Below are 24,769 nucleotides of genomic sequence, written 5' to 3'. Positions count from 1 at the left end.
TTGGCGCGAAATCGGTCCGTGGGAGAGAAACGCGCCACGGAGGACGTGAATGGCTGACTTTGACCTGTTCGTAATCGGTGGCGGATCCGGCGGCGTGCGAGCTGCGCGGGTTGCATCCAGTCATGGCGCTCGAGTGGCCGTGGCCGAGGAGCACAAGGTCGGGGCACTTGCGTCATTCGCGGCTGCGTCCCGAAAAAGCTGCTCGTCTACGGCGCGCACTTCGCCGAGGACCTCGACGACGCTGCCATGTTCGGCTGGGACGTGCCGCAGAAGCGTTTCGACTGGGCCGTGCTGCGCGACAATGTGCTGGCCGAGGTCGGTCGGCTGGAGGGTGCCTACACCGAGACGCTGACGAACCACGACGTCACCATCTTCAAGGAGCGCGCGACACTGGCTGGCCCGAACGCGATCCAGCTCGCGTCTGGTAAGACGGTGACAGCCGACAAGATCCTCATCGCGACCGGCGCTCGCCCGCTGATGCCCGAGTTGCCCGGCATCGAGCACGCAATCAGCTCGAACGAGACGTTCCACCTGGATGAGCTGCCGAAGCGGATTGTCATCGCGGGCGGAGGTTACATCGCCAATGAGTTCGCGGGCATCTTTCACCAGTTTGGAAGCCACGTAACGCTGGTGAACCGAACTGACGTGCTCCTGCGGGGTTACGACCAGCAAATCGTCGACCGCCTGATCCAGATCTCTATCCGCAAGGGCATCGACTACAAGTTCCACGCGACTATCGAAGCCATCGAGAGAGGCGACGACGGCAAGCTTCACGTCCGGATGACTGGCTGCGATGATATCGAGGCGGATCAGGTTCTTTTCGCGGTCGGCCGTCAGCCCAACACCGAAGGGCTCGGCTGCGATGCCGCGGGCGTGAAAGTCGGCGAAAAGGGCGAGATCGAGGTCGATGACGAGAACCGGACAAACGTTCCGTCGATCTTCGCGGTCGGCGATGTCACCAACCGCGTACAGCTGACGCCCATCGCCATCCGCGAGGGACAAGCATTCTCCGACAGCTTCTTCGGCAACAAGCCGCACAAGGTCGATTACAATTGCATCCCGAGCGCCGTGTTCAGCCATCCGCCGCTCGCCGGTGTCGGCATGACCGAAGGCGAGGCCCGCAACCGGCTCGGAACGGTGAAGACTTTCACGTCCGATTTCCGTCCGATGAAAAACGTGCTCGCCGGCCGGAACGAGCGCTCGCTCTACAAGCTCGTCCTGGACGGAGAGACGGACAAGGTTGTCGGCGTGCACATGATCGGCCCCGACGCGCCCGAAATTCTCCAGGCTGCGGCGATCGCGGTCAAAGCCGGCCTGAAGAAGTCCGACTTTGACGCGACCGTCGCGCTCCACCCGACGATGTCGGAAGAGCTTGTCCTGATGAGGTGATCAGGGGTTTCGGGCGGCGACCACTCGGCTTCCGTCGCTTCGGATCAGTTCGAGTTCGCTCGCGCTGTTCCCGGCAACCTTGAACTTCACGCGCTGCATCGGATCCTCCGCAAAGGCGAACTCGTTCGGTCCGATGGCTACGAGCCGACCCTTCGGCCCGCCTTCGCGCTGAAAGGTCAGCGTGCCGCCGTCATCCGTGATGTGGCGGACGCCGTAGACGCCGACGTACTGCGGCAGCGGCAACGCGGTAGAGACCGGCTTGATCTGCGCTTCGAGAACTCGGGCGCTGCCTTCGAGCACGTCCTTGTCGCGCCCGGTTGCAGCTGCCGCGAGCTTTCGAAGCGCGCTCATCTGCGCGACTTCCAGCGCGGTGTCCTGGCTGGCCTTGATCGTCGGTGCGATACCGACTTTCTCCCAATCCTTGCCGGTCGAAGCGAGGACAGCTCGGCCCACCGAGACGCTGATCACATAGCCGCCGGTGACCGGGAAGAATTCGTTCCGGTAACCCGCGCCGGCGGTCGATTCGCCGACCAGTTCACCAAGCTTGAAGCCGTTCACGTGCCCGATGAATTCTTCGGCCGCGCTGGCGCTTCGGCCGCCGGTCAGGACGTAGAGGGGCTTGCCGGCCAGGCTACCGGTGGGCGTGGCGACGCTCTTCCAAGTGTCACCCTTTTCGCCGCGCATGTAGAAGGTCACGATCGGAGTATTCGGCTTCAGAAAGTGACTGATCATGTACCGCACGGCGTCGGGGCTGCCCCACCGTTCTTGCGCATGTCGATGATGATCGCGTCGCCGTCCTTCAGGAAGCTCATCGCATTGTCGTAGACGTCCTTTGTCTTCTCCCGCCCCAGAAGAAGCCGATCGTCTCCATGTACCGGATGTTCCCAGGCAGGACCTTGAGCTGGAGGATCCCGTGGTTGAGCCCGTTCGCGAACCGTATCTCTTCCGGCGTCGGCGGAGCGTCATCAGCGCCTGCGCCCCGCGGACGGGCGGCGAGCTCGGCCGCCTGCTTAGGATCGGGATGCATGCCGAGATGCGCATCGTGCGCCACCGCCGTGAGATCGGCATTGATGCGCTCCGCGAGGACGCCCGGATCGCTGACGTCGTAATGCCCGTCGGCAAGACCCTTGGCCAACGTAGCCGAAAGTTGCGGGCGAAGCTCGGGGAGCACGTAATTCTCGTTCAGGATGCGCTGCACGTCGGCGACGACTGCCTGGGCATCGACCGCAGCCGCGGGCTTTGCTGCGCCCGCGCCCTGCAGTGCCGCTGTTGCTCCCGCCGGGGTGATCGCGATTGCTGCGGCGCCGACCAGAATTGCCATTGTCTTCATGTCCCCACTCCGAAATCAGATGTCGGCGTATTACTAGACTAATACGGCTGCGCGGAGTGCGCAAAGACGCGGCGCTCGGTGCCAAATTTTGGCAACAGCCGTACGACTGGCGGCAGCAAGGGCGGGGCTCTATAGGCCGGAAAACACCTTAGGTGGGGGATTGATGGAATCCGACGTCATCGTCATCGGCGCCGGCCATAACGGGCTGACCTGCGCCAATTATCTCGCGGCCAAGGGGCTGAAGGTCACGGTTCTGGAAGCGGCGGAGACCGTCGGAGGAGCTGCCGTGACCGACGAGTTTCTGCCCGGCTTCCGCAATTCCGCGGCAAGCTACACCGTCAGCCTGCTCAACCCGAAGGTCATTCGCGATCTCGAGCTTGAGCGCCACGGCTTGAAGGTCGTTCTGCGGAAGACCGACAATTTTCTCCCCGGCAACGGCGAATATTTGCTCTCCGGTCGCAACGGCCTGACCCGTAAGGAAATCGCGCGGCATTCGAAAAAGGACGCCGAAGGGTACGATCGCTACGTCGCCGACCTGGAAGCCGTCGTTGCACTGCTCAAGAAATGGCTGCTGCGTGCTCCGCCAAACGTCGGCGCGAGGCTCAGCGCAATTCCGAAGATCCTCACGCTCGGCAAGGACATGGCGGGCCTTTCGCTCGCGGAAACGCGCGTGGTACACGACTTCGCTCTTCGCAGCGCGACGGAAGTGCTGGAGCGCTACTTCGAGACCGATATCGTCAAGGCGCTGTTCGGCTTCGACGGAGTCGTTGGCAATTTCAACTCTCCGAACGCGCCGGGCAGCGCCTACGTGCTGCTGCACCATCTGTTTGGCGAGGCAGCCGGCGTGCCCGGTGCCTGGGGACATGCCATCGGCGGCATGGGCTCCATCACGCAGGCGATGGCGCGGTCGGCGCGCGAGAAGGGCGTGGATATCGTCCTCGGAACGCGGGTCGAGGAGATCATCGTCGAAAAGGGCAAGGCGGCTGGCGTCGTTGCCGGCGGCAAGGCCTGGCGCGCCGCGACGATCGTTGCCGGCGTCAACCCCAAGATGCTCTTTGACCGGCTGGTGCCTCAAGGTGCGGTCGATCCTGATGTGCACAGCCGAATGCACCACTGGAAGGGCGAAAGCGCGACCTTCCGGATGAACGTGGCTTTGTCAGAGCTGCCGAAGTTCACTGTGTTGCCGAAGAAGGGCGACCACCTGACCGCAGGCATCATCATGGCCCGAGCCTTGGCTACATGCACCAGGCCTGGCTCGACGCGGAGCTCAATGGCTGGACCAAGAACCCGGTCGTCGAAATGCTGATCCCGTCGACACTGGACACGACCCTCGCGCCCAAGGGCAAGCATGTCGCGTCTCTATTCTGCCAGCACTTTCGCTACGATCTCGGGCCGAGCCGCAGCTGGGACAAGGAACGCGAAAAAGCGGCCGACGCGATTATCGCTACGGTCGATTCTCATGCTCCAGGCTTCGCCAAGTCGGTGATCGGGCGGCAGATCCATTCGCCGCTCGACCTCGAGCGCCGGTTTGGCCTGATCGGCGGGGACATTTTCCATGGGAAGATGAGCCTGGACCAGTTGTTCAGCGCTCGTCCGATGATTGGGGCGGCGGACTACCGCATGCCGCTCAAGGGCCTTTATCTTTGCGGATCGGGCGCTCATCCTGGCGGAGGCGTCACAGGCGCTCCCGGTCATAATGCGGCGCAAGCCATTCTCGCTGACCGCAAGCCGTGGAGCAGGCGCAAGCCGTGACCCCGCCGCTCGCCGGAGTCCGGGTGCTCGACCTTTCGCGCGTGCTTGCGGGGCCGTGGTGCACGCAGCTGCTCGCGGATCTTGGTGCCGAGGTGATCAAGATCGAACGGCCGGGTTACGGCGATGACACGCGGCACTGGGGTCCGCCCTGGCACGGCGAAGGCGACAAGCGCGTCGCCGCTTATTTCCTGAGCGCGAACCGTGGGAAGAAATCGGCGGCGATCGACTTCGCCCAGCCGGAAGGGGCAGAGCTGGTTCGGAAGCTCGCCGAACGGAGCGACATTGTCGTCGAGAACTTCAAGGTCGGAGGCCTCGAGAAGTTCGGTCTGGATGCCGAGAGCCTGCGCGGAGCCGATCCGCGCCTGATCGTCGCCTCGATCACCGGTTTCGGGCAGCACGGCCCCTACGCGGAGCGCGCCGGCTACGACTACATCATCCAGGCGATGGGCGGCCTGATGAGCATCACCGGCCAGCCCGATGGCACGCCCGGCGGCGGACCGATGCGTGTCGGCGTCGCCGTGGTCGACCTGTTCACCGGCCTCTACACGACCGTGGCAATCCTTTCGGCCCTGTTCCGGCGAGAGCGAAAGGGGGAGGGCGCGCACATCGATATGGCCCTGTTCGACACGCAGCTCGCCATGCTCGCAAACCAGGCGTCGAACGCGTTGGTCTCAGGCCATGACCCGCCGCGCCAGGGCAACACGCACCCGAATATCGTGCCCTACCAGCCGTTCGAGGCGGCGGATAAGCCGCTCGTGATTGCGGTCGGGAATAACAGTCAATTCGCGAAGCTGGCGGAGCTGTGCGGCCATCCTGAATGGGTGAGCGACGAGCGGTTCGCCAGTAATGCCTCGCGCGTCGCAAATCGGGAGCAAATGGTCGGGCTGGTCTCCGACTGCATCCGTCAGGACAGTGCCGACGCCTGGTTCGCGAAGCTCGAAGCGGCCGGCATTCCGGCCGGTCCGATCAATAACATCAGCCAGGCCCTGGCCGACATTCAGGCGCAACATCGCCGCACTGTGCGGACCTTGGCTGGCATGCCAACTGTCGGATCTCCGGTGCGCATCGATGGTGATCGCGCCGATTCAGACCTCCCGCCGCCAGCGCTCGGCGAGCATACCGATGATGTTCTCGCGCAGCTTTCAATCGATCCAGCGGAAATCGGCCGTCTCCGCGCGGAAGGCGTTGTAGGCTAGGCGCTACTGAGCGCTATCGAGACCGTCGACGAGCACGTCCAGCTGGTTCTGGCAGCCGTTCTTGATCAACTCCTGCGCCGCGTCCGTGATGTCCTGCGGGATGGACGGAAGCACCGCGAAACGCACCGTTTCGGGCGAAGCGCTATCGGCCATCGCAATTTGGTAATCGGTGCCGGAGGAAATTTTGACGGATGCCGGCCAATCCATTGTCGACTTGCCTGCCGGCCAGGTGACGGTGGTCGCCGCGCCGGCTGGACCCTTGATGCTGAGCTTCGCCGCGTCCTCCGAATTCGGGCGCCACATTTTCAGGCCGCTTCCCAATACGCAGACCGTCCCGCTTTGCGTGACGTCCAGGTTCCAGGGGCTGGGGTTGAGCGCGAGGTCGCCGGTGCGCATCGCGCCGAAGCGTGTGCGTTTTGCCGCCGCCTGGGACAATCCCTCAGCGCTCGCGGAGGCGGCCGGGAAGGTACCCGGCCCCCGCAGCGTGCGCTTTGCGCCGGGCGACAGGACAGTGACGCTGTCGCCTGCCTGCAAGGAAATCTTGGCGGTGTCGGGGAGAGCTTTTCCGGGCGGATAGGATTTCGCCGACGGGCCGACGGATCGAACGACGAGCGTCTTGGCCGAGGCGGCCCCGGCGCTGAGGACGATCAAGGCCATTGCTGCAGCAGCCATGTGCGGAATCCGGCGCGTCATCTGACAATCCCCCAATTCATTGAGCGTTTGCGACGTTATATTTCACGGCTTCCTGACCGGTGAGGCATCGCCGCGTCGACTTGTCGCCGCCGCTCGCCACGGCCTTCTGCTTGTACATGACTTCCGTCAGCAGCTTTCGCGACACACCCATCTTGATCAGGAAGTCGTTATCTTCGCTGGCGAGCATGGCGGAGTCCTGTTCGACATCGCCAATCAGCGCAGCAGCCTTGTCCGCGCCTTGCGAAACTTCCGCGTGAACCGCGTCCTTGTCGGCAAGGTGCGTGAACATGTGGACCACGAAATTTCCGCCGTCATCGATGAAGCGGATCGGGCCGCCCATGAAGATAAAATTGCAGGCCGAGAAGCAGGCCCATCCCGGCGGAATGCGCGTGGGGATCCCCGCCTTGCGGATCAGCATGCCCGCCTGATTGCCGACACGGGCATCGCCGCCTGGCGAGCGCAGCCAGATTTCGTCGATCGGGTCGTACTGCTTCAGCGCGTCCCTCAGTCGTAGCGCGGCGTCGGCATCGATCATGCCTTCGGCCTTGAGAATGCGACGAGCCTCGAACTCGAAGAGGGTAAAGCGCATCTCCCGGTACGTCGACCAGTCGAGCGTCCTCGGGCATGATGGATTATTGGGATCGCGCGGGATGGCCGCAGTTGCAGCCTCCGTATCCGCGACCGATACGCCGGCCGCGACCAACAGGGTGAGGAGGCTCACCCTATGCTTTCCGGTATCCGCTTTCGCCCTTTCCGCGGCACATCCGCTTGGGCACAGTGGTCTCTTCACCATCGATGATGACCACGTCCGTCACGGTCATGCACTGCGAACCGTCAGCAAGCTTCTGCTGGCCGGTAACCTTTGACGATCCCGTCACGTTCTGACGGGTTTCGCTCTTCCAACTCACTTCGGTGCCGACACCGCCCTCAAGCGCCTTGCTCGTGGCGTTCGCGGCCTGCCTTTGCTCCTTGCAGTCGAGGAGCTTGAGCAATTCATCGGTCACGAGCGATCCGACCGGGACCAGGCTGCTTGCAACACCACCGGCCCGCCCGAGAATCCCGCCCGTGAGTCCGCCGATCATGCTCCCGAACATGGAGCGCTTGGCTTTCTTCTCAGGCGTGTCCTCGCACTTCCCCTGTTCTTGGGCGCTATCCTGCACGGCCGGAATTGCAGGTGCAGTCGGCACAGCGAGCAGGATTGCCGCAATGGTCATGACGCGAAGCATTGGACTCGTCCCCTTGAGACGCGCGCAAAGTATGCGCGTGGTTGAAGAGGGTCAATAAATTCAGATTTAATTTGCGGGACTTGGTGAAAGCCGAGATTCGAGCGCTTCGATCCGGCGTTCCAGCACATGCTCGCGCTCCTCGCGGCGAGACGCGATGCGGATGGCCATGGTGATTGGACCGGCGACGTCGACGAGAGCTTTTTGCTCATCCTTGCTGAGGATCGAGCCGTCGGGTCGCGGACCAATCAGTAGCCAGCCGATCCATTCCCCTTCGCTGGCCCGCGTCTGAAGCGGAACACGGATCGGGAAAGTCTTGTCGGACGAGGCACAGACTTCGTCCTGGCAGCTGTTGGGGTCGAATTCCTTGAGCCAGATGGCAGCGTCGGCCTCGCTGATTCCGCGAACGGCCGCGACCTTATTGTCGAGGAGAACAGCAAGGCGCGTTGTGCGAACGCCTGCTTCGACCCGCTTCAGCATTTCTTCGAGAAGATCCTGGGTCGAGGCCGTTTCGCGAAGCTCGCGGACGCACTCGGGAAGGTCGTCCCGAAGCATGACGAGGTTCCGCTGGAAGCGCTTTTCCGACCATCGCTGAATGCGCTCCTGGAGGGGCTGATGACCACGGTCGCGATAGCTGCCGCGAAGACGACCGGCGCCGTGCTGCCGGTGTTCCCGTAATAGTTGAGGATGATCTGCTTCAGGCCGTCCGCGGTGGCCGCGAACACTGCCGCCACACCCAGCGTGATCAAGGCAAAGTTAGCCGACCGGCTGATGACCGCTTCCGCGTCGTAAAGGCGAAAACGGAGGAGGGCGATTAGAAGCCCAAGCTGAAGAGTCAGGAAAGCGAGGCCAAAGCTCAGTCCGCCCAGCAGCTCGAGAAGCATCTGGCTTCCGAACGAGCTGACGTGAAGCTTCGCTCCATCCATCGTCAGGGCGGCTGCGAGAAAGAATGCATAGCCGGAGAACCCGAACAGCGCCCATTTGATCTGCTGTCTCGCGTCGCCCTCGGGTGTCTGGCGAATGCGGGCGAACAGGGTCGCGACGGCGACGAGCATGAACATCAGAAAGGTCGCGCGGTACCAGTCGCCGGACAACACGAGCAGCACCGGCAAGAGCGCAAGTGCAACCAGAACGAACCGGGGTCGTAGCTGGCCGAAGGGGAAGAGCAGTACTCCGGCAAGCAGGCAGATGTTCCCAAGATCGTAGAGCAGCCGGTGAGCCCATTCCGGAACGTGCAGAACGTAGGTGAGGAAGCCGCGGACGGCTGCTCCGCAGCGATGGTGAAGAGGATTGCCAGCGAAAGGATCGAGCTGATCAGGTCTTCGGGCTTACGGCGGTGGAGGATCCACGCCGCGAACAGCAGGAACGGATAGGTAATGAGGTGCAGCAGGTCGATGACGTTGAGGAGGATCGGCGGCAGCCCGAACCTGCCGGCGGCCTGGTCGATGTGCTGCTCGCCAAGCTTCGTCCTGAAGTCGCGTTCCGTACCGTCGCTGGAGCGCAGACGGATCGTAAGATCGGCCTCGTCCTCGCCTTCGATGATCGGGGAGAAAAGGGCGTAATCCGTTTCTGTCGCGTCGTGGGCCTGGCGCGGCCGGCCTTGGAGATCGGCACGACCCTGGCAACGTCTAACCCTTCGATCGCGATGATGTCGTCGCCAGGCCTGACCTCTGCGGCCTTTGCCGCGTCGCCGACGGGGAACCGGACCCTGGTCAGGTCGTCTTCCGACAGCGCAAGTCCCGCACGGCTTCCGACGATCAAGGCGGAGTTCTCCCCCGCATCCGCAAACCGGAACCAAAGGCCAGCGATCGGTCCGACCACTGCCAGCAGCAATGCAGGAATCCAGATTAGCTGGAAAATCAGCACCGACCCGCGTTTGAGGTCGGGCAGGCGATCAGGGAACGTCAGGCGCGGACGAGCAGCTTCGACCCCTGATGCGGAATCCGTCGCCATTGTCGCCAGCAACCCCGTTAAATCGCCCGCCTCTCAATAGCATGGAGCCCGGCCTGAAACAGGGGTCTCAGCTTTCGATCATGTCCCGATCTTTGCTGTCGCCGGGACGAAGGAGCTGTTGTCCGTCCTCGCCATAGCGGCTCTGGATGAAGCGGCCTTGCGTTTCGAACGCCGCGACATCCGACCGGGCCAGACGCTCTGCGACCTCGGCGAGCGCATCACGCCCGGCATGGAGTCCCTCGACCAGCCTCTCGTCCACGGTTACGTCCTCGCCGTCCTTGTGGCTCCGGAACTCGGCCGGGACATTGATGTAGCGGTCGATCAGGCCTGGCAGGTGCACCGACATCAGCCTGCGAGCGTCCTGAGCATCCGGATTGAGGTCGTCGATGCGCTCCAGTGTCTGCTTGAGCGATGGAAGGACCCTGCTGATTGCATCGATTTCCGCGCGCGCGGGCGCGGGCAGGGCCCCGCGTTGCCGATAGAGATAGGAATCGAAGCGTTGGACCATCGCGCCATTGGGCAGGTCAGCGGCGGGAGCCGTGGCGTTGCCCTTGCCGCTCGGCATGAAGCCGAGGAGCGCGGCGATGCCGATCGCGATCCCGACGGCCGCCAGAAATCCGAACATGCCGATGGGCTGAATCAGTCCGACGATGATGGTGATCAGGCTCACCACGCCAATCGCGACGCCCACACGCGATACGCGTCGGGCGAGGTCTGAGTTCAGCCGCTGCCGTTCGCGCCGCGCGGCCTCGCGAACCGCGCCGTCGCGCTCGTCCAGCTGCCGCATGACGCGGTCGGCACGCTGGATAACCCGATCGAACCTCTCTGTGCTCATTTGCTCTCAATAGGCGTCAGCGGAGAGACGCTGCCCTCCAGCTTAGCCTGGTTCACTCCCTCGGCACGAGCGATGTAGCCCTTCGACTTCTCGACCTCGGACGAAAGCGTGTTGACCGTCTGCTTCATGCTGTCGAGCGCCTGGAGTTTGAATCGGTCGATCTGGTCCATCGTCTCGTAGATATTCTGGAACGCCCGCTGGAGCGTCTCGAGCGGAATGGTCGAGGATGCAGCCTGCTCATGGATCGCTCCCGTCTGGGTCCGGAGCATCTCGCCGGTGCTGTCGATCATGCCCGCAGTCGTCGTGTTGAGCGCGGTGATCTGCTGAAGCACCAGCTTCTGGTTCGTCATCGCCTGAGCAACGGTCACCGCCGTTCGCAAGGCCGAGACTGTCGTGGTCGAAGCGCGATCGACGCCCTTCACCAACTCGACGTTGTTCTTCTTGACGAGGTCGAGGGCGAGATAGCCCTGAACCGTCACCGCCATTTGCGTCAGCAGGTCGGTCGTGCGCTGCCGCGTATAGAAGAGGGCACTCTCCCGGATCGCCTTGGCCTTGGCCGGATCCGTGGCATCGAGCTCGGCCGCCTTGTCTTCCAGCTTCTGGTCGAGGCTCTTGGAGATATGAACCATCTGCTCGAGCTTGTGCATTGTCTTCCACAGGCCGGCGCGCTCGGTATCGATGGCGGCATTGTCCATCAGCAGCTCGTCCTTGCCGTTCGCGAGGCTGCCCAGGATCTTCGAAATGTGCGTCTGCGAGCTGCGATACTTATCGAAATAGCGGTCGATGCTGTTGCCGAACGGGATGATGCCAAGAAACTTCTTGGTCTTGGTTGCGCCCTTCGGGTCGAGCTCCTCCACCGTACGGCGAAGCTCGGTCAGGTCTGCGCCGATGCCGCTATCCTTGTCGATGGCCTTGACCGGCCGGTCGAGGAAGCGGTTGGATGCGCCGGCGGCCTCGGCGATCTCCTTGCGGCCCATGGCGGTCAACTGGTCGACCTTCTTGCCGAACTCCGGGCTGTTCGCGTCGAGGGCGGCGAGCTCCTCGACGAACTGATCGACCCTCTTGTCGAGCTCGCTCGTCTCTTCGGTCTTCAACGGCACCAGGCCAGCGGCTTCTGCCGGCGCGATCGGGTTGAGAGCCTCCGGCGGGTCCAGCTTCAGCTTGGTGTCCGTCTTGGTCTCGGTCGTTGGTTCCGTGGCCATCGTCAAATCCTTGTCATCCAATCGCAGTGCGAGCGAGCAGGGTGGACATCACCCGTACGCCGCGCAAGCGACAACTTCTACTGTATTATATAACTAATACGCCCGCGTTCAAGGCCGCTCGCCGATCGCTCGTTAAGCGGCGTTAACCGAAACTTTGAACCTTTCCCTCACCTTGACCGGGATAGAGGCATGCAATGCGCATCGACTGCCTGAGGTTCGACAGATGATCTCGTCAATCAAGCGCCTGTGGCGCGACCGTCGTGGAAACACTCTTGCGATTGCGGGCGCGGCACTCCCGCTCGTGCTGGGATCGGCTGGTCTTGCCAGTGACACGATCCAGTGGACGCTTTGGAAAAGGCAGATCCAGCGCGCCGCGGACTCCGCCGCCTATGCCGGGTTTACGCGATCGCATCGGGTAAGTCGGTGGGAAGCTGCAACAATCTGACCAACCCGACCTACGCCGATCCGGTCGCCTACGATCTCAAGAAGAACAACCTTACCGGGATTGCGACCTGGTGCGGTCTGACCAATCCGCCGACTGTCGGCAGCTATACTGCGGACTCGAACGCGGTTCGCGTCGTGCTCGAGATTCAGAAGAAGCTCGCCTTCTCCGGACTCTTCATGAACGCTGCCCCGACCATCCGCGGCATCTCAACAGCAACCATCGTCCCCAGCGGCGACTACTGCGTTATCAGCCTCGAGAACCAGGCGGTGACCGGCATCGACGCGACCGGCAGCACGGACGTTGATCTTGGTTGTGGGATGATCACGAATTCGACGTCGATGTCGGCGGCCGTGGCTACGGGTTCGTCCGATGTTGGCGCAAGCCCGGTTGCCGCCGTCGGCGGAATCCCGGCGAGCACGCACTGGCACACTGGAACCGTGCTTCAGCCGTTTACACTGGCGCAGGCTGATCCCTTTGCTGGCGTGACAGCCCCTCCCGCGACCGATTTTCCATCCGGCGCTTGCCCAAGCGTTACGGTGAATCCGAACACGAGCGCGTCGCTGACGGCGGGTTGCTACAGCAGTCTTAATCTGAAGGGGAACGTTACCCTTGGGTCGGGCACGTACATCATCGACGGCGGCTCCTTCAGCACCGGTGCGCAAGCCAACGTCAGCTGCAGCGGCTGCACCATCGTCCTGACCAACCGCAGTAGCAGTGCGACGGCCACCATCGGCGGGGTCGACATGAACGGTGGCGCTGACGTTGACATGACCGCGCCGAGCTCGGGAACGTACAAGGGCATCCTGATCTACCAGGATCGGCGAGCGACGGCGGACAACTCACAGAAGGTCAACGGTAATAGCTCATCGTCGCTGCAAGGGCGCTCTATTTCCCTCGCGCGGACCTGACCTTCAACGGAACGACGGGCATGCAGACGAACTGCCTGCAGATCGTATCAAAGCGCGTGACGTTCACCGGCAACAGCGCGGTCAGCAACGTCTGTCCGGCTAACTCCGGCTCTTCCTCGTTCAAGGGCTCCAAGATTAGGCTGGTGGAATAGTCATGAGCACTAAACGCCTTATCCGCGATGAACGCGGCGCATCGATCATCGAACTCGCACTTGTCGCACCTATCCTGGGGTCGCTGCTGATCGGGATGGTCGATATGGCTCGCGCCTATTCGTACAAGCTGAAGCTCGAGCAGTCGGCACAGCGTGCGATCGAAAAGGTCCAGCAGTACCAGACGACGACCAGCACCTACGGTACCCTGCAGACCGAAGCGGCCGCGGCCGCCGGTGTTCCGACCGCCAACGTCACCATCGATTACTGGCTGGAATGCGACGGTGTGCGTGCCACGAATTACAACTCGGTCTGCTCAGGGTCCGCAACTTATGCGCGTTGGGTGACCGTTGCCGTGCAGGGCACGTTCACGCCAATGTTCCGGTCGAAATATTATCCGCGGGCGAATGCCGACGGCACGTTCACAATTACCGGCAAGACCGGAATGAGGACGCAATGAAGCGGCTTTCGATCCTGAAGCGCGACACACGCGGCGCCGCTGCCATCGAAATGGCGCTTGCACTGCCGGTGCTCGTCTCGATGATCTACGGCCTGTTCCAGGTCGGACTGCTCTACCAGGCCAACGCGGGTATGCAGCACGCGCTGGGCGAAGGAGCGCGGTACGCGACCCTTTGCATTCCCAGTAGCGGCGTTTGCACCAGCCCCTCAGACGTCCAGATCAAGGCGCGGATCACCTCCAAGCTGTTCGGGAAGGGTGACGGAGCGTTCACTGTGGCCGATCCGGTGCCCGGCACGGGTTACCGCGACCTCTCGATCAGCTACAGCAAGAAGATGAACTTCATCTTCATCGGGGTCCGACGATCACTCTCAACCGCTCGAAGCGCGCTTACACCGCTAGCTGACCGCCTTCGCCCGGCTGGCGAAGAAAGCGGAGATGGCGTCGCGCACCTCGCTCGATGTCAGCCGCTCGGAGAAATGTCCGTTCTCCAGCTGCATGCGCTCCAGCACCTCGTCGGACTGACTGCGCCTCAAGAGCCGCTGGGTCAGGCGCAGCGCTTCGGACGGCTTGGCCCGAAGCGCTCCAACGATCTTCGCTGTCACAGCTTGAAGCTGACCCGCGGGCGCGACATGACTGACGAGCCCGAATTCCTGCGCCTCCTCCGGCCCGAAGGGCTCGCCGAGAAGAAGGTAGCGCGCCGCCCGGCGGCGCCCCGCCAGCCGCGGCAGGATCAAGGAACTTGCCGCCTCGGGAACCAGGCCAAGGTCGACAAAGGGCATCAGAAACCGGGTCCCTTCCTCGGCGATTACGAAATCGCAATGGAACAGCATGGTCGTCCCAATGCCGACCGCGTTCCCGTGCACCGAGGCCACCACCGGCACCTCATTCCTCGCGAGCGCCCTTAGCAATCGCCAGACCGGGATGTCGGATCCGTCGCGCGGAAGCTCGGCCATGAAATCGCCGAGGTCGTTTCCGGCCGTGAAGTCCTGACCCTCGCCACTTAGCGTGATCAGCCGAAGACCTTCGTCCGTCGCGGCGGCTTCGAATGCGTCCGCCAGCGCGGCATACATCGCGACGGTAATCGCGTTCCGCCGATCCGGGCGGGCGAGGGTGATCGCCAGGACATCCTCGTTGCGTTCGACCCGGACGTGCTCGCTCAATTGCCCCTCCCTCGTGACGGTGCGAATCGGGTGACGGCCCGCGAAGCACCGGCTATGCGGCTGCAAATCCACCAAAGCCGGGACTGACGCAAACCATGAAATTCTTCGCTGATACCGCCGAGATCGCCGAGATCCGCGAGCTTGCCGCCACGGGCCTGCTCGACGGTGTCACGACCAACCCTTCGCTGATCCACAAGTCCGGTCGCGATTTCATCGAGGTGACCCGGGAAATCGCATCGATCGTAAAGGGCCGGTCTCCGCCGAGGTCGTCGCCCTCGACCATGAAGGCATGATGCGAGAGGCCGAGATTCTCCGGAAGATCGCCGACAATATCGCGATCAAGGTCCCGCTGACCGAGGACGGGCTGAAGACGTGCAAGGCGCTGACCAGCGATGGCACGATGGTCAACGTGACCCTGTGCTTTTCGGCGGTCCAGGCGTTGCTGGCGGCCAAGGCTGGAGCGACGTTCATTTCGCCGTTCGTCGGCCGCCATGACGACATCGGTTTCGATGGCATGCAGCTCATCGCCGACATCCGCCTGATCTACGACAATTACGACTTCGGCACCGAGATCCTTGTCGCCAGCGTCCGCCACCCGATCCACGTGCTCGAAGCAGCGAAGATCGGCGCTGACGTCATGACGGCGCCCCCGAAGATCATCCACCAGCTGTTCAAGCACCCACTGACCGACAATGGCATCAAGAGTTTCCTCGCCGACTGGGAAAAGACCGGTCAAGAGATCGGCTAGCAAAGAACTGCCGTAGGAACAGACGCTTAGCGGACCTGTTTTCTGTTCATCCAGAAAACGGGAGGTCCGAATGAGGTTATTGCTCGTCTCCGCCGCAGCGGCTGCTCTGTTGTCCGCCTGCGCTACAAATCCGCCAGAGCCGGCAGCACCGGCGGTCGACGTGAACTCGCCGCTCTACGCCCCGAACTATCTCGGAATGGCGGGGAGCAGTGACCAGTTCGAGATTCAGTCGGGACAGCTCGCGCAGCAGATGTCCCAAAACCCGTCGGTCCGGCAGATCGGGCAGATGCTGGTCGCCGATCATACGAACAGCACGCAGCAGCTGATGGCTGCTGCCCAGTCGGCCGGGATTGCAGCGCCGCCCCGGCATTGCGCCCAGAACACGCGGCGATGCTTCAGCAGATACAGTCGGCTCCTCCGGGGCAGTTCGACATGGTCTTCCGCGACGTGCAGATCCAAGCGCACCAGCAGGCGCTCCAGCTCCACCAGGGCTATGCGAGCGGCGGCGACGTGCCAGCGCTGCGAACGACCGCAAGCAACATCGTCCCGGTCGTTCAGAACCATCTGAACATGCTGCAGGCCTGCAGGTGATGGCTGCTCCGCCGCCTCCGCCTCCTCCGGCGTACCAGGATCCTGCACGGCCGGGCGAGCGCGGATGATCGCATCGTTGTAGGAAATTAACCGATGCGGGCGTAAATCTGTCCGCATGGCTAGAGTGATCCCGTTCAAGGACCACGCTCTCGCGCATCTGCGTGAGCGCCTGGGTGTTGTCGAGGAAGCCAACCAGGACCTGATTGCCTTTGCACGCGGCATTCAGGAGCAGTGTCGGCCATCCACGAGGCTGTGCTGGCGGCGATGGAAGCCGACGGAACGGACGATCTCCTTCACGTCGTGACGCAGGAATGGCCGCTCATACTGGGCATCGACGCGGTCTCGCTTGCCTTGATGGTGGGTGATCGGGCTTTCCGTGCGGACTGCAATGGCGTCCACCAGGTCGAACCGCAGCTGCTGTTGCGGTGGATCGACCAGGTTGAGGGTGTGTCGATGCGCGCCGTGCCCCACGGTCATCCACTGTTCGGACCTGCCTGCGAACTGATCCGTGCCGAAGCGCTGATCAGTATCGATTGCGGTGATCGGCTTCCCGCCGGTTTGCTGACGCTTGGACAGCGATCGGAGCTCGATCTCGATGCTCGTCACGGGTCGGAATTGCTGATGTTCCTTGGCCGGAGTCTTGCGGCTATCATCCGCCGGTGGCTGGTGGACCCCAAGAGCTGAGCGATCATCCAGCGCGCGCGCTCGTCGAGCGGTGGGCTGGTCATCTTCTTCATGATCGCAGGCGCTCGCAGCATACCGCGAGAGCCTATGTCGCGACGGCTCATCGGCTGATCGACTTTCTTGGCGCCTATCGCGGGGAAGCGGTCGATGACGCGTCTCTGCTGGTGATTTCGGCGCAGGACTTGCGGGCCTTTCTCGCGGACCGCCGCCGCGAGGGTCTTGGCGCCGCATCGACCGCGCGAGAGCTTTCGGCTGTTCGCAACTTCCTGACCTATGCCGCTGAACAGCAGGGAAATCTGCCGCAACTGCCAAGGACCCGCGCCCCCGGAGGCCGAGGACCCTGCCGAGACCGGTGGCGCCCGATGAAGCGGTGTCGCTTGCCGAAGATGCCGGCGACGCTGCTCCGGCGGAATGGATCGGCGCGCGTGATCTTGCGATCCTGCTCCTCCTTTACGGCAGCGGCCTGCGCGTCGCCGAAGCGCTTTCGCTGACCGGTAGCGTCCGCCCCATCGGCCAGGCCCTGCGGGTCACCGGCAAGCGCTCCAAGACGCGCGTGGTACCGATCATGCCGGCGGTGAGGGACGCGATCGACGATTATGCTCGCCAGTGTCCCTGGCCGATCGACAAGGACGGTCCCCTGTTCCTCGGGTGAGGGGTGGACCGCTCAATCCCGATCTGGTTCGCCGCGCGGTTGCCGCGGCCCGTCGGCGCCTCGGACTGCCCGACAGCCTGACCCCGCATGCGCTACGCCACAGCTTTGCGACGCATCTGCTCGCTCGCGGAGCGGACCTTCGCGCGCTGCAGGAATTGCTCGGTCACGCCAGCCTGTCGTCGACGCAAATTTACACGGCCGTCGACGCTGCGCGCCTGCTCGACGTCTATCGTCACGCCCATCCGCGCGCCTGAATTATGGCAAAGCGGGGCATTCTTTACATCGCAGCCGAGTATCGCGCGGCTGAGGTGCGCGAGAAGAAGCACGAGCATAACTTCGAGGCTCGTCATGCCTCGGGCTATTTCGACCGGGTGATCTCGGTTCACCCCGTCGCCGACCTGGTGGGAGCCGAGAAAGGGCGGATTCACTTGATCCGCTTCACAAAGCGCCAGCTGGTCGTCGAAGGTATGAGCGAGCTTTACCGCCTTCCGCGTTCGCTGCTGCCGTTGAACTTCTTGCTGTCCCAGGCGGCCCTGTTGCGCGTGCTTAAGAGGCTGGTTCACAAGCAGGACGTCGGGGTCGTTGCTGCGACCGATCCATTTCTTTCGGGGCTGCTGGCCTGGGCGCTCAGTCGCATGACGGGTAAGCCGCTGATGATACGCATCGGCGGCAATTATGAAGAGCTTCACCGTGAAGCCGGCGCGCTCGCCATGCCGCGGCTGATCCCGTCTTACCGCTTGCAGCAGGCCATCGGCCGCTTCGTTTTGAAGCGCGCGGACCTAGTTGCGGGCAACAACCGCAATAACCTCGGGTGGGCCATTGCGAACGGAGCGCGACGGCACACCGCCATCATCCCGATTTCCGGGAACATCCAGCGTGTGCACATGATTCCGCCTGAAGACCGGACGCGCGGTGAGGAGACGTTCGCCAGGCTCGGCATTCCGTTCGGCCATCCAACCCTGCTCTATGTCGGCCGGCTGCTGAAGCTGAAGCAGCCGGACGAAGCGCTTAAGGCCATGGCTTTGGTGGTCGAGCAAGAGCCGACGGCCATCGGCGTCCTCGCGGGCGCAGGGCCAATGCAGGCGGAGCTGGAAGAGCTTGCCGATCGGCTCGGCATTCGCTCACGAATTTACTTCATCGGTCAGACCACCCAAGAGGACCTGTCCGAGATCATCCCCCATTGCGTGACGGTCTCGCCGTTGACCGGGCTGTCGCTGATCGAATGCGGGCTCGGCGGGTCACCGCCCGTGGGCTACGACCGTGATTGGCAGGGCGTCCTCGTACAGCTGTCGCGGGCCTGTGAAGGACTCCTCGAAGCCGCCGATTGCCTCCACGATTGTGCGCCGCATCAGCAAATCCGAAGGGCAGGGGGATCGGCCTTTCCCAGCGGATAGATATTAAGGAGCCCTTCCGGCGCGGCGATAGCGCGATTGAAAACGTGTCCCGTCGCGATCGTTTCGTCGTTTCCGCCTGCATGGCTGGCCCAGAAGTTCACCGCGCCGCAGACCGCGTCGACGTCCGGCATTTGGTCCATGATTTCCAGCTGCTGGCGGAGCTTCAATGGCCTCCACCGATCGTCGGCATCGATGAACGCGACCAGCTCGCTGCTCTACTCTCGAAGCCCCAGGTTCCGGGAGGCGCAGGTGCCGCGGTTCTGATGTCCCGGATGCTCGAGATAGCGGACCCGTTCGTCGCTTGCGGCGAAACTCAATGCAATCTGCGAGCTGCGATCTTCGGAGCCATCGTCAACGAGGATCAACTCCAAATCGGCGAAGTCCTGTTCGAGCACGCTCTGCACGCATTCCGCGAGGAAATCCTCCGCATTGAAGAAGCTCGAGATCACCGAAACTCTGGACGCGGCCGCCATGACTCTCGCTTCTTACAGCAACTGCTGACGGGGAGTAGCCTTCCGTCATTGCTGCTGTCACACGTGGCGAATGCAGGGCGGCGTCATCTACGATTTCGGCATGAATAATGGCGACGACGTAGAGTATTACCTGCTGAAGGCCGACAAGGTTGTCGGGGTCGAGGCCAATCCGGCGCTCTGCAAGGCTGTTGAGGAGAGGTTCGCACAAGAGATCGCCGCGGGCCGGCTCGTGGTCTTGAACGTTGCCCTATCGACTGAGGATAGTGGGAGGTCGCTCGACTTCTACACTCACAAAACCAACCACGTTCTCAGTCAGTTGGCTGCGCCCGATCTTGAGAATGCGGAAGAGTTCGAGCGTGTCGAAGTGTTGTGCAGACGGCCGTCCGAAGTGATCCGCGATCATGGCGCGCCCCGCTACGTCAAGGTCGATCTCGAAGGGATGGACGGCGCCGTACTTCGCGAAATCTTCAGGGCCGGAATCCATCCCCCGAAATCTCGGCGGAATCCCATTCCATCGATGTGTACGCCGCCTTGGTCGATGCCGGGTACAAAGCCTTCAGCCTTGTCGATGGATGGTCGGTCGCCGAGAAATATCGTGACGCCTTTATCGAGACGTCGAATGGCAGGCAGGCGTTCCACTTCAAGGCGCATTCGGCGGGTCCGTTCGGAGCAGACGTCCGCTCCGAATGGCAGGATCCCGAGACCTTTTTCTACACGCTCGCATCCGCCGGCCTTGGCTGGAAGGATATCCACGCGTCCTACTTCATCGAGCCTGCTCCCGCTCCCTCGTTCGGAAAGCGCCTCGGCCGTCAGACGCTCGCTTTGGCACGGCAGTTCCTGCGGGGTGCAAGGGCTTACGTCTCAAGCAAGGACCGATGATCGAGGCGGGATGTACGGCCGAGCGGAAGGCTGTCGGCATCGACACGGCCTGCATCCTATTGCTCGTGCTCATTTCCGCCGCTCCCTATGTCGCGAGCGTCGGCTTCTACAGTGACGACTGGGGCCTCGTTGGCGAGTTCCTGAAGGGCCGCACCAGCTTTGCAGATCTCCTCGGGGATTATCCTGGCCGGCCTGTCCAGGGCGCCTACATCCTGCTTCTTTTCAAAGTCTTCGGGCTCAATCCACTCGGCTATCACCTGATCAATACCGCTGTGATCGCGCTCTGCGCGCTTGCGCTTTACCTGCTCCTCCTCCGCCTCGACTTCAGGCGTCCGGAAGCATTCGCTACCGTGGCGGTCTTTACCGTTCTTCCGCAACTTTCCACCATTCGCGTCTGGGTCGCGACGGTGCAGGTGCCCTTGTCGATGCTTGCGGCTCTTGCGTCGATGCATGCCCAGACGTCATTCCTGAGGACAGGACGCTGGCCGTGGATCGCCCTAGCGGTCGCCTGCGCCGCCATCAGCGCGCTTTCCTACGAGATCTTCGCTCCATTGATAGTCGCCTTTCCGGTGGGGCTCGTCGTGGCCGACCGGCAACGCAAAGGTCAGGTGCTGCTCACTCGCGAGAAGGTGTTCCTGATCGCAATCACGGTGTTGACGATCATGATTTCGGTCTTGGTGAAGATGGCAATCAGCGACCGGATGCAGCCGCTTTCCAAGCTCTATCCGTTTCTTGCCATTCCGTTGCAGGCCTTCGACCCGGGGTTCGACTGGCGTACCCAGTCCGGTCCCAACCTGTTTGCCGGAATAGACGTCTACGGTTTCCAGACGCTGCGGGGGTGGGGAACGCAATCAGCTCCCTCTTGACGGGGCAAATCGGCCTCGGTGCCATAGGTGCCGGGATCGCCATCGGCGGGTTGACGACTTGGCGAATGTGGAACGCGGGCCCTATGCGCCCAGCGATAATGGCCGTCGTCGGCCTCGCAACCTTCTTGCTCGGCCATGCCGTTTTCCTCGTCCTGGGCGGTCTTCTCCTATCTCCGACCGGGCTTTCCAACCGGGTCACAATGGCTGCGGCGCCGGGACTGGCAATGATCTTTGTCGCCGCCATGTGTTGGGTTACGCAATTGTCGAGCGAAAGGATCCGCGGACCGGTCATGGCTACTACCATCGGGCTGGTAGTTGCGGTCGCGATGCTTCGGATCTCGATCATCGAAAGCTATTGGGTCGACGCCTCGCGTCGTCAGCAGCAGATCCTGACCGCAGCAAAGCGAGACCTCGCCGGGCTGCCACAGGGATCGACGATCATCCTCGGGGGTGTTTGCCCATATGCCGGGCCGGGAGTGGTGTTCGAAACCTATTGGGATGTAGGACCCGCTCTTAGCATTATACTCGACCGACAAATTTCGGGAGACATCGCGACTGACAGGACGAGGAGCGGCCCGATCGGATTGGAGACATCACTTTACGGCGAGCTTACCGGCTACCCTTATGGTCTGGGTCTCTTTGGTTACCAGCCGGATCGCCGGCGGGTGGTCCGCCTTACGAACCCCAAGGTCGCTCGGGCGTTTCTGAGCGAGAGTCATGGAGCATCATGCCCCCGCAGCTATCCTGGCCAAGGTGAGCTGATCTAACCGCATTATCGATGAAATGAGTCCGATCGGCGGCAAAATGAATCGCCGGCATCTCTTCGTTGGCGACAAAGCTGAATAGCATCTTCCAACGGGTTGGGAATCGGACGATGTTCAAGGGACTCATTTGGCTGGCGCTGATCGCCGCATCGACGCCAGCGGCATCCGCAAGCCACCCTTATGCATCCAGTCTGACCGCCTATCGACTGTTGGCTGCTCACAATCAGGAACGAGCGCGCCTCGGAGTTGCTCCGTTGCAATGGGATCCTGTGCTGGCCGCTTCAGCAGCATCCTACGGACCAGTTCTGGCGAGAATTGGAAGGCTCAAGCATTCCCGGAGGTCTGGCCGGGCGGGTCAGCATGAGAATCTGTGGATGGGGACTCGCGGCGCCTATTCGCCGGAACAGATGGTTGGAAATTGGATAGCCGAGCGCGCGAACTACCGGCCCGGAATGCCATTTCCTTATGTGAGCCGGACTGGGAACTGGGCGGACGTTGGCCATTACACCCAGATGGTGTGGCGAAGCACGACGCGCGTCGGGTGCGCCATCTACCCGAGCCATCAATGGGACTATCTTATCTGCCGCTACTCGCCCCCGGCAACATCGACGGCCGCACGGCAATCTGACGTGTCCGGAGGGCCAACGATTTAACAGTGGCGCTTCGGCATAACGTCCGGCTAATCGACATGCATGACGGTTCTCGTCACGGGGGTGGCTGGTTTTATCGGGGCGGCGACGGCCCGGCGCCTACTCGCGCGCGGCGACCGCGTGGTCGGCATCGACAATCTCAATGCCTATTACGATCCGAAGCTGAAACAGGCGCGGCTTGACGGTCTCGCGCGAGACTTCGGCGACCGCTTTCGCTTCGACCATCTCGATTTCTCGAACGCGGGAGCCCTGGAAGAGCTTAGCCGAACGGCGGATTTTGACCGGATCGTCCATCTAGGGGCCCAAGCGGGCGTGCGCTACAGCCTTGAGAACCCGCAGGTTTACTTCAACTCGAACCTTGTCGGGCATGGCAATATGCTCGAGCTTGCTCGTGCGCGCGGTTCAAGCCACTTCGTCTATGCATCTTCATCTTCCGTCTACGGAGGCAACAAGTCGCTGCCGTTCCGGGTTGAGGACCGCGTCGACCATCCGCTCTCGCTCTACGCCGCCAGCAAGAAGGCGAATGAGCTGATGAGCGAATCCTACGCCAACATCTTCAGGCTGCCTTCGACCGGTTTGCGCTTCTTCACCGTCTACGGGCCCTGGGTCGCCCAGACATGGCGATGTGGATTTTCACCAAGGCGCTTTATGCCGGTGAGCCGCTTCCACTGTTCAACGGCGGCGAGATGCGCCGGGATTTCACCTACATCGATGATATCGTCACGGGCGTGGTTTCCTGCCTCGACGGCCCACCCGCGGATGACGGGTCGACGAAGGCCGGCGGCGGGATCGCGCCGCATGCGCTTTACAACATCGGTAACAACCGTAGCGAAGACCTGATGCGCGTCGTCGAACTCCTGGAGCAAGCGACCGGGCGGAAGGCGCTGATCTCACCGCAGCCGATGCAGGCCGGCGATGTAAAGAACACATTCGCCGATATCAGCGCTATCGAGGCTGATCACGGCTTCCAGCCAACCACCACCATCGACGACGGCGTGCCGCGTTTTGTCGACTGGTATCGCGAGTATCACGGGGTCTGATGCTTCCTCCCATCCTTTCAAACCTGCGGCTGCCCGTTATCGGAGCACCGCTCTTCATTGTTTCGAATCCAAAGCTGGTCATTGCCCAGTGCAAGGCGGGCGTCGTTGGCAGCTTCCCGGCGCTGAACGCGCGTCCGGCCGAGCAGCTCGATGAGTGGCTCCATGAAATCACGGAGGCGTTGGCCGAACATGATCGGGACCATCCGAGGCCCCGTCAGCGCCTTACGCCGTCAATCAAATCGTCCACCGATCCAACGACCGCTTCGAGCATGACGTCCAAGTGTGCGCGAAGTGGAAGGTGCCGATCGTCATTACGTCGCTCGGCGCCCGGGAAGAGCTCAATCACGCAGTCCATGCCTGGGGCGGGATCACGCTGCACGACATCATCGACGACCGCTTTGCGCGGAAGGCGATCGAGAAGGGCGCTGACGGACTGATCGCGGTCGCGGCGGGTGCCGGCGGGCATGCCGGCCGCTGGTCACCGTTCGCCTTGATCCATGAAATCCGCCGTTGGTTCGACGGTCCGCTGGCTCTTTCGGGGCGATTGCGACGGGTGAGGCTGTCCTCGCCGCTCAGGCTGCGGGTGCGGACCTCGCCTACATCGGTTCGGCCTTCATCGCGACGCAAGAGGCTCGGGCCAGCGATGACTACAAGCAGGCAATCGTCGACAGCAGTGCCGCCGATATCGTCTATTCCAACCTGTTCACTGGCATTCACGGTAATTATCTTCGAGCATCGATCGTCGCGGCAGGTCTCGACCCGGAGAATCTTCCGCAGCCCGGCGCGGATGCGATGAACTTCCAGTCGGCAACGGGTGCGAAGGCCTGGCGCGACATCTGGGGTCGGGGCAGGGGGTCGGCGCGGTCGAGAGCGTGCTGCCTGCCGGCGAGCTCGTCGCCAAGCTGTCGTCGGAGTATCGCTCGGCGAAGTCGAGGCTTTGCGCTAGCTAAGCGTTTCCAGACGTTCCCGCCAATTGGCGGGGATAGCAACAGGCCGGCGGCTCGCCCGATCGACGACAACGTGGACGAATTCTCCCTCCGCCGCAGCGCTAACGGCGCCCTCGGCAAAGATCCCGATGCGATAGCGGATGCTTGACCGGCCAATCGCGGAAACGGCGAGACCCACCTCGATCGCTTGCGGGAAGGCGAGGGCGCAGCATAAGTGCAGCGCGTTTCGACGACCAGGGCAATGGGATCGCCATGGGCGATGTCGAGCATCCCGTTCTCGACCATCCAGGCGTTCACCGCGCTATCGAACCACTCATAGTAGACCGTGTTGTTGACGTGGCCGTAGGCGTCGTTGTCGGCCCAGCGCGTAGACATCGTGCGCCAT

The 24,769-nt window shown here is 62.6% G+C and carries 24 protein-coding genes and 10 pseudogenes; 22 read left to right on the top strand and 12 right to left on the bottom strand.

Annotated elements, in window-relative coordinates; genetic code table 11:
• Positions 1 to 49: 49 nt before the first annotated feature.
• Positions 50 to 1,389 (top strand): annotated as a pseudogene (gorA, locus tag H9L15_RS11740) (glutathione-disulfide reductase).
• Here the strand turns inward: gorA and H9L15_RS11735 are convergent.
• The gene (locus H9L15_RS11735; RefSeq protein WP_187714201.1) at positions 1,390 to 2,121 is read right to left on the bottom strand and encodes a S41 family peptidase; all 732 of its coding nucleotides are present in this window, start codon (positions 2,119 to 2,121) and stop codon (positions 1,390 to 1,392) included.
• 76 nt (positions 2,122 to 2,197) lie between these two features.
• On the bottom strand, positions 2,198 to 2,719 hold the full coding sequence (locus tag H9L15_RS11730) for a hypothetical protein (protein WP_187714200.1): 522 nt from the start codon (positions 2,717 to 2,719) through the stop codon (positions 2,198 to 2,200).
• Positions 2,720 to 2,882: 163 nt separating this feature from the next.
• Between H9L15_RS11730 and H9L15_RS11725 the strand changes: the two are divergent.
• A pseudogene (locus tag H9L15_RS11725) lies at positions 2,883 to 4,471 on the top strand (phytoene desaturase family protein).
• Positions 4,468 to 5,667: a CaiB/BaiF CoA transferase family protein gene (locus tag H9L15_RS11720; protein WP_187714199.1), complete on the top strand. Its 1,200-nt coding sequence runs from the start codon at positions 4,468 to 4,470 to the stop codon at positions 5,665 to 5,667. Before H9L15_RS11725 ends, H9L15_RS11720 begins: the two are co-directional and overlap by 4 nt.
• Positions 5,668 to 5,670: 3 nt before the next feature.
• On the opposite strand, the gene H9L15_RS11715 is transcribed toward H9L15_RS11720, so the two are convergent.
• The 5 genes from H9L15_RS11715 to H9L15_RS11695 form a co-directional block, all read right to left on the bottom strand.
• Entirely contained in the window at positions 5,671 to 6,360 is a 690-nt protein-coding gene (locus H9L15_RS11715) for a hypothetical protein (protein WP_187714198.1), read from the bottom strand.
• Between the two features lie 16 nt (positions 6,361 to 6,376).
• Positions 6,377 to 7,081, bottom strand: a complete 705-nt coding sequence (locus H9L15_RS11710; RefSeq protein ID WP_223276201.1) for a hypothetical protein — start codon at positions 7,079 to 7,081, stop codon at positions 6,377 to 6,379.
• A 1-nt stretch (position 7,082) separates the two neighbouring features.
• Positions 7,083 to 7,586 carry a hypothetical protein gene (locus H9L15_RS11705; protein WP_187714197.1) on the bottom strand — a complete coding sequence of 168 codons (504 nt, stop codon included), beginning with the start codon at positions 7,584 to 7,586 and terminating at the stop codon, positions 7,083 to 7,085.
• 66 nt (positions 7,587 to 7,652) lie between these two features.
• Entirely contained in the window at positions 7,653 to 8,063 is a 411-nt protein-coding gene (locus H9L15_RS11700) for a hypothetical protein (RefSeq protein ID WP_187714196.1), read from the bottom strand.
• Complete coding sequence (locus tag H9L15_RS11695) at positions 8,057 to 8,695, bottom strand: hypothetical protein (RefSeq protein ID WP_187714195.1); 639 nt, start codon at positions 8,693 to 8,695, stop codon at positions 8,057 to 8,059. Before H9L15_RS11695 ends, H9L15_RS11700 begins: the two co-directional genes overlap by 7 nt.
• 224 nt (positions 8,696 to 8,919) lie before the next feature.
• Between H9L15_RS11695 and H9L15_RS11690 the strand changes: the two genes are divergently transcribed.
• Positions 8,920 to 9,576 carry a hypothetical protein gene (locus H9L15_RS11690; protein ID WP_187714194.1) on the top strand — a complete coding sequence of 219 codons (657 nt, stop codon included), beginning with the start codon at positions 8,920 to 8,922 and terminating at the stop codon, positions 9,574 to 9,576.
• A gap of 27 nt (positions 9,577 to 9,603) precedes the next feature.
• On the opposite strand, the gene H9L15_RS11685 is transcribed toward H9L15_RS11690, so the two are convergent.
• Both H9L15_RS11685 and H9L15_RS11680 read right to left on the bottom strand, forming a co-directional pair.
• Entirely contained in the window at positions 9,604 to 10,371 is a 768-nt protein-coding gene (locus H9L15_RS11685; RefSeq protein WP_187714193.1) for a hypothetical protein, read from the bottom strand.
• Positions 10,368 to 11,573 (bottom strand): toxic anion resistance protein, encoded by a 1,206-nt coding sequence (locus H9L15_RS11680; protein ID WP_187714192.1) that lies wholly within the window; start codon positions 11,571 to 11,573, stop codon positions 10,368 to 10,370. Before H9L15_RS11680 ends, H9L15_RS11685 begins: the two co-directional genes overlap by 4 nt.
• 223 nt (positions 11,574 to 11,796) lie before the next feature.
• Between H9L15_RS11680 and H9L15_RS11675 the strand changes: the two genes are divergently transcribed.
• The 4 genes and pseudogenes from H9L15_RS11675 to H9L15_RS20440 form a co-directional block, all read left to right on the top strand.
• Positions 11,797 to 12,018: a pilus assembly protein TadG-related protein gene (locus H9L15_RS11675; RefSeq protein ID WP_187714191.1), complete on the top strand. Its 222-nt coding sequence runs from the start codon at positions 11,797 to 11,799 to the stop codon at positions 12,016 to 12,018.
• Positions 11,997 to 12,926, top strand: coding sequence for a hypothetical protein (locus H9L15_RS11670; RefSeq protein WP_187714190.1), 930 nt, complete (start codon positions 11,997 to 11,999; stop codon positions 12,924 to 12,926). Before H9L15_RS11675 ends, H9L15_RS11670 begins: the two co-directional genes overlap by 22 nt.
• A 154-nt stretch (positions 12,927 to 13,080) precedes the next feature.
• Positions 13,081 to 13,536: a TadE/TadG family type IV pilus assembly protein gene (locus tag H9L15_RS11665; protein WP_187714189.1), complete on the top strand. Its 456-nt coding sequence runs from the start codon at positions 13,081 to 13,083 to the stop codon at positions 13,534 to 13,536.
• A pseudogene (locus H9L15_RS20440) lies at positions 13,533 to 13,637 on the top strand (TadE/TadG family type IV pilus assembly protein); the annotation flags it as partial. The gene H9L15_RS11665 and the pseudogene H9L15_RS20440, both read left to right, overlap by 4 nt.
• 294 nt (positions 13,638 to 13,931) lie before the next feature.
• Here the strand turns inward: H9L15_RS20440 and H9L15_RS11660 are convergent.
• Positions 13,932 to 14,696: an enoyl-CoA hydratase-related protein gene (locus H9L15_RS11660; protein ID WP_187714188.1), complete on the bottom strand. Its 765-nt coding sequence runs from the start codon at positions 14,694 to 14,696 to the stop codon at positions 13,932 to 13,934.
• A gap of 95 nt (positions 14,697 to 14,791) precedes the next feature.
• On the opposite strand from H9L15_RS11660, the pseudogene fsa reads away from it, so the two are divergent.
• From fsa to H9L15_RS11630, 7 genes and pseudogenes are all read left to right on the top strand, one after another.
• Positions 14,792 to 15,444: pseudogene (gene fsa / locus H9L15_RS11655) on the top strand (fructose-6-phosphate aldolase).
• Positions 15,445 to 15,514: 70 nt separating this feature from the next.
• Positions 15,515 to 15,748 (top strand): annotated as a pseudogene (locus H9L15_RS20435) (DUF4142 domain-containing protein); the annotation flags it as partial.
• An 86-nt stretch (positions 15,749 to 15,834) separates the two neighbouring features.
• The gene (locus H9L15_RS20430) at positions 15,835 to 16,035 is read left to right on the top strand and encodes a DUF4142 domain-containing protein (protein ID WP_398286139.1); all 201 of its coding nucleotides are present in this window, start codon (positions 15,835 to 15,837) and stop codon (positions 16,033 to 16,035) included.
• A gap of 115 nt (positions 16,036 to 16,150) precedes the next feature.
• A complete protein-coding gene (locus tag H9L15_RS17790) occupies positions 16,151 to 16,339 on the top strand; it encodes a hypothetical protein (RefSeq protein WP_223276200.1) in 189 nt (62 codons plus the stop codon).
• Positions 16,288 to 16,719 carry a DUF484 domain-containing protein gene (locus H9L15_RS11645; RefSeq protein ID WP_223276199.1) on the top strand — a complete coding sequence of 144 codons (432 nt, stop codon included), beginning with the start codon at positions 16,288 to 16,290 and terminating at the stop codon, positions 16,717 to 16,719. Before H9L15_RS17790 ends, H9L15_RS11645 begins: the two co-directional genes overlap by 52 nt.
• A pseudogene (locus H9L15_RS19785) lies at positions 16,716 to 17,625 on the top strand (tyrosine-type recombinase/integrase). The gene H9L15_RS11645 and the pseudogene H9L15_RS19785 overlap by 4 nt, the downstream one beginning before the upstream one ends.
• Before the next feature lie 3 nt (positions 17,626 to 17,628).
• Positions 17,629 to 18,765, top strand: a complete 1,137-nt coding sequence (locus H9L15_RS11630; RefSeq protein WP_187714184.1) for a glycosyltransferase — start codon at positions 17,629 to 17,631, stop codon at positions 18,763 to 18,765.
• A gap of 215 nt (positions 18,766 to 18,980) precedes the next feature.
• Here H9L15_RS11630 and H9L15_RS11625 read toward each other — a convergent pair whose 3' ends face one another.
• A complete protein-coding gene (locus H9L15_RS11625) occupies positions 18,981 to 19,238 on the bottom strand; it encodes a glycosyltransferase family 2 protein (RefSeq protein WP_187714183.1) in 258 nt (85 codons plus the stop codon).
• A 70-nt stretch (positions 19,239 to 19,308) separates the two neighbouring features.
• Here H9L15_RS11625 and H9L15_RS20425 point away from each other — a divergent pair.
• The 7 genes and pseudogenes from H9L15_RS20425 to H9L15_RS11595 form a co-directional block, all read left to right on the top strand.
• A pseudogene (locus H9L15_RS20425) lies at positions 19,309 to 19,644 on the top strand (hypothetical protein); the annotation flags it as partial.
• 113 nt (positions 19,645 to 19,757) lie between these two features.
• Entirely contained in the window at positions 19,758 to 20,117 is a 360-nt protein-coding gene (locus tag H9L15_RS17770) for a hypothetical protein (protein ID WP_223276728.1), read from the top strand.
• On the top strand, positions 20,114 to 20,983 hold the full coding sequence (locus H9L15_RS11615; protein WP_223276198.1) for a glycosyltransferase family 39 protein: 870 nt from the start codon (positions 20,114 to 20,116) through the stop codon (positions 20,981 to 20,983). Before H9L15_RS17770 ends, H9L15_RS11615 begins: the two co-directional genes overlap by 4 nt.
• 83 nt (positions 20,984 to 21,066) lie before the next feature.
• Complete coding sequence (locus H9L15_RS11610; RefSeq protein WP_187714180.1) at positions 21,067 to 21,750, top strand: hypothetical protein; 684 nt, start codon at positions 21,067 to 21,069, stop codon at positions 21,748 to 21,750.
• 107 nt (positions 21,751 to 21,857) lie between these two features.
• Positions 21,858 to 22,400: a CAP domain-containing protein gene (locus H9L15_RS20420; RefSeq protein ID WP_187714179.1), complete on the top strand. Its 543-nt coding sequence runs from the start codon at positions 21,858 to 21,860 to the stop codon at positions 22,398 to 22,400.
• 39 nt (positions 22,401 to 22,439) lie between these two features.
• Positions 22,440 to 23,437, top strand: a pseudogene (locus H9L15_RS11600) (NAD-dependent epimerase/dehydratase family protein).
• Positions 23,434 to 24,387, top strand: a pseudogene (locus H9L15_RS11595) (NAD(P)H-dependent flavin oxidoreductase). The pseudogenes H9L15_RS11600 and H9L15_RS11595 overlap by 4 nt, the downstream one beginning before the upstream one ends.
• A 267-nt stretch (positions 24,388 to 24,654) precedes the next feature.
• Here H9L15_RS11595 and H9L15_RS17765 read toward each other — a convergent pair.
• Positions 24,655 to 24,759, bottom strand: a pseudogene (locus tag H9L15_RS17765) (acyl-CoA thioesterase); the annotation flags it as partial.
• Between the last annotated feature and the right edge of the window lie 10 nt (positions 24,760 to 24,769).

The sequence above is a fragment of the Sphingomonas daechungensis genome, assembly GCF_014489495.1.
In the GTDB taxonomy this organism is placed as follows: Bacteria; Pseudomonadota; Alphaproteobacteria; order Sphingomonadales; family Sphingomonadaceae; genus Sphingomicrobium; species Sphingomicrobium daechungense.
This window is presented reverse-complemented; position numbering and strand designations above follow the sequence as displayed.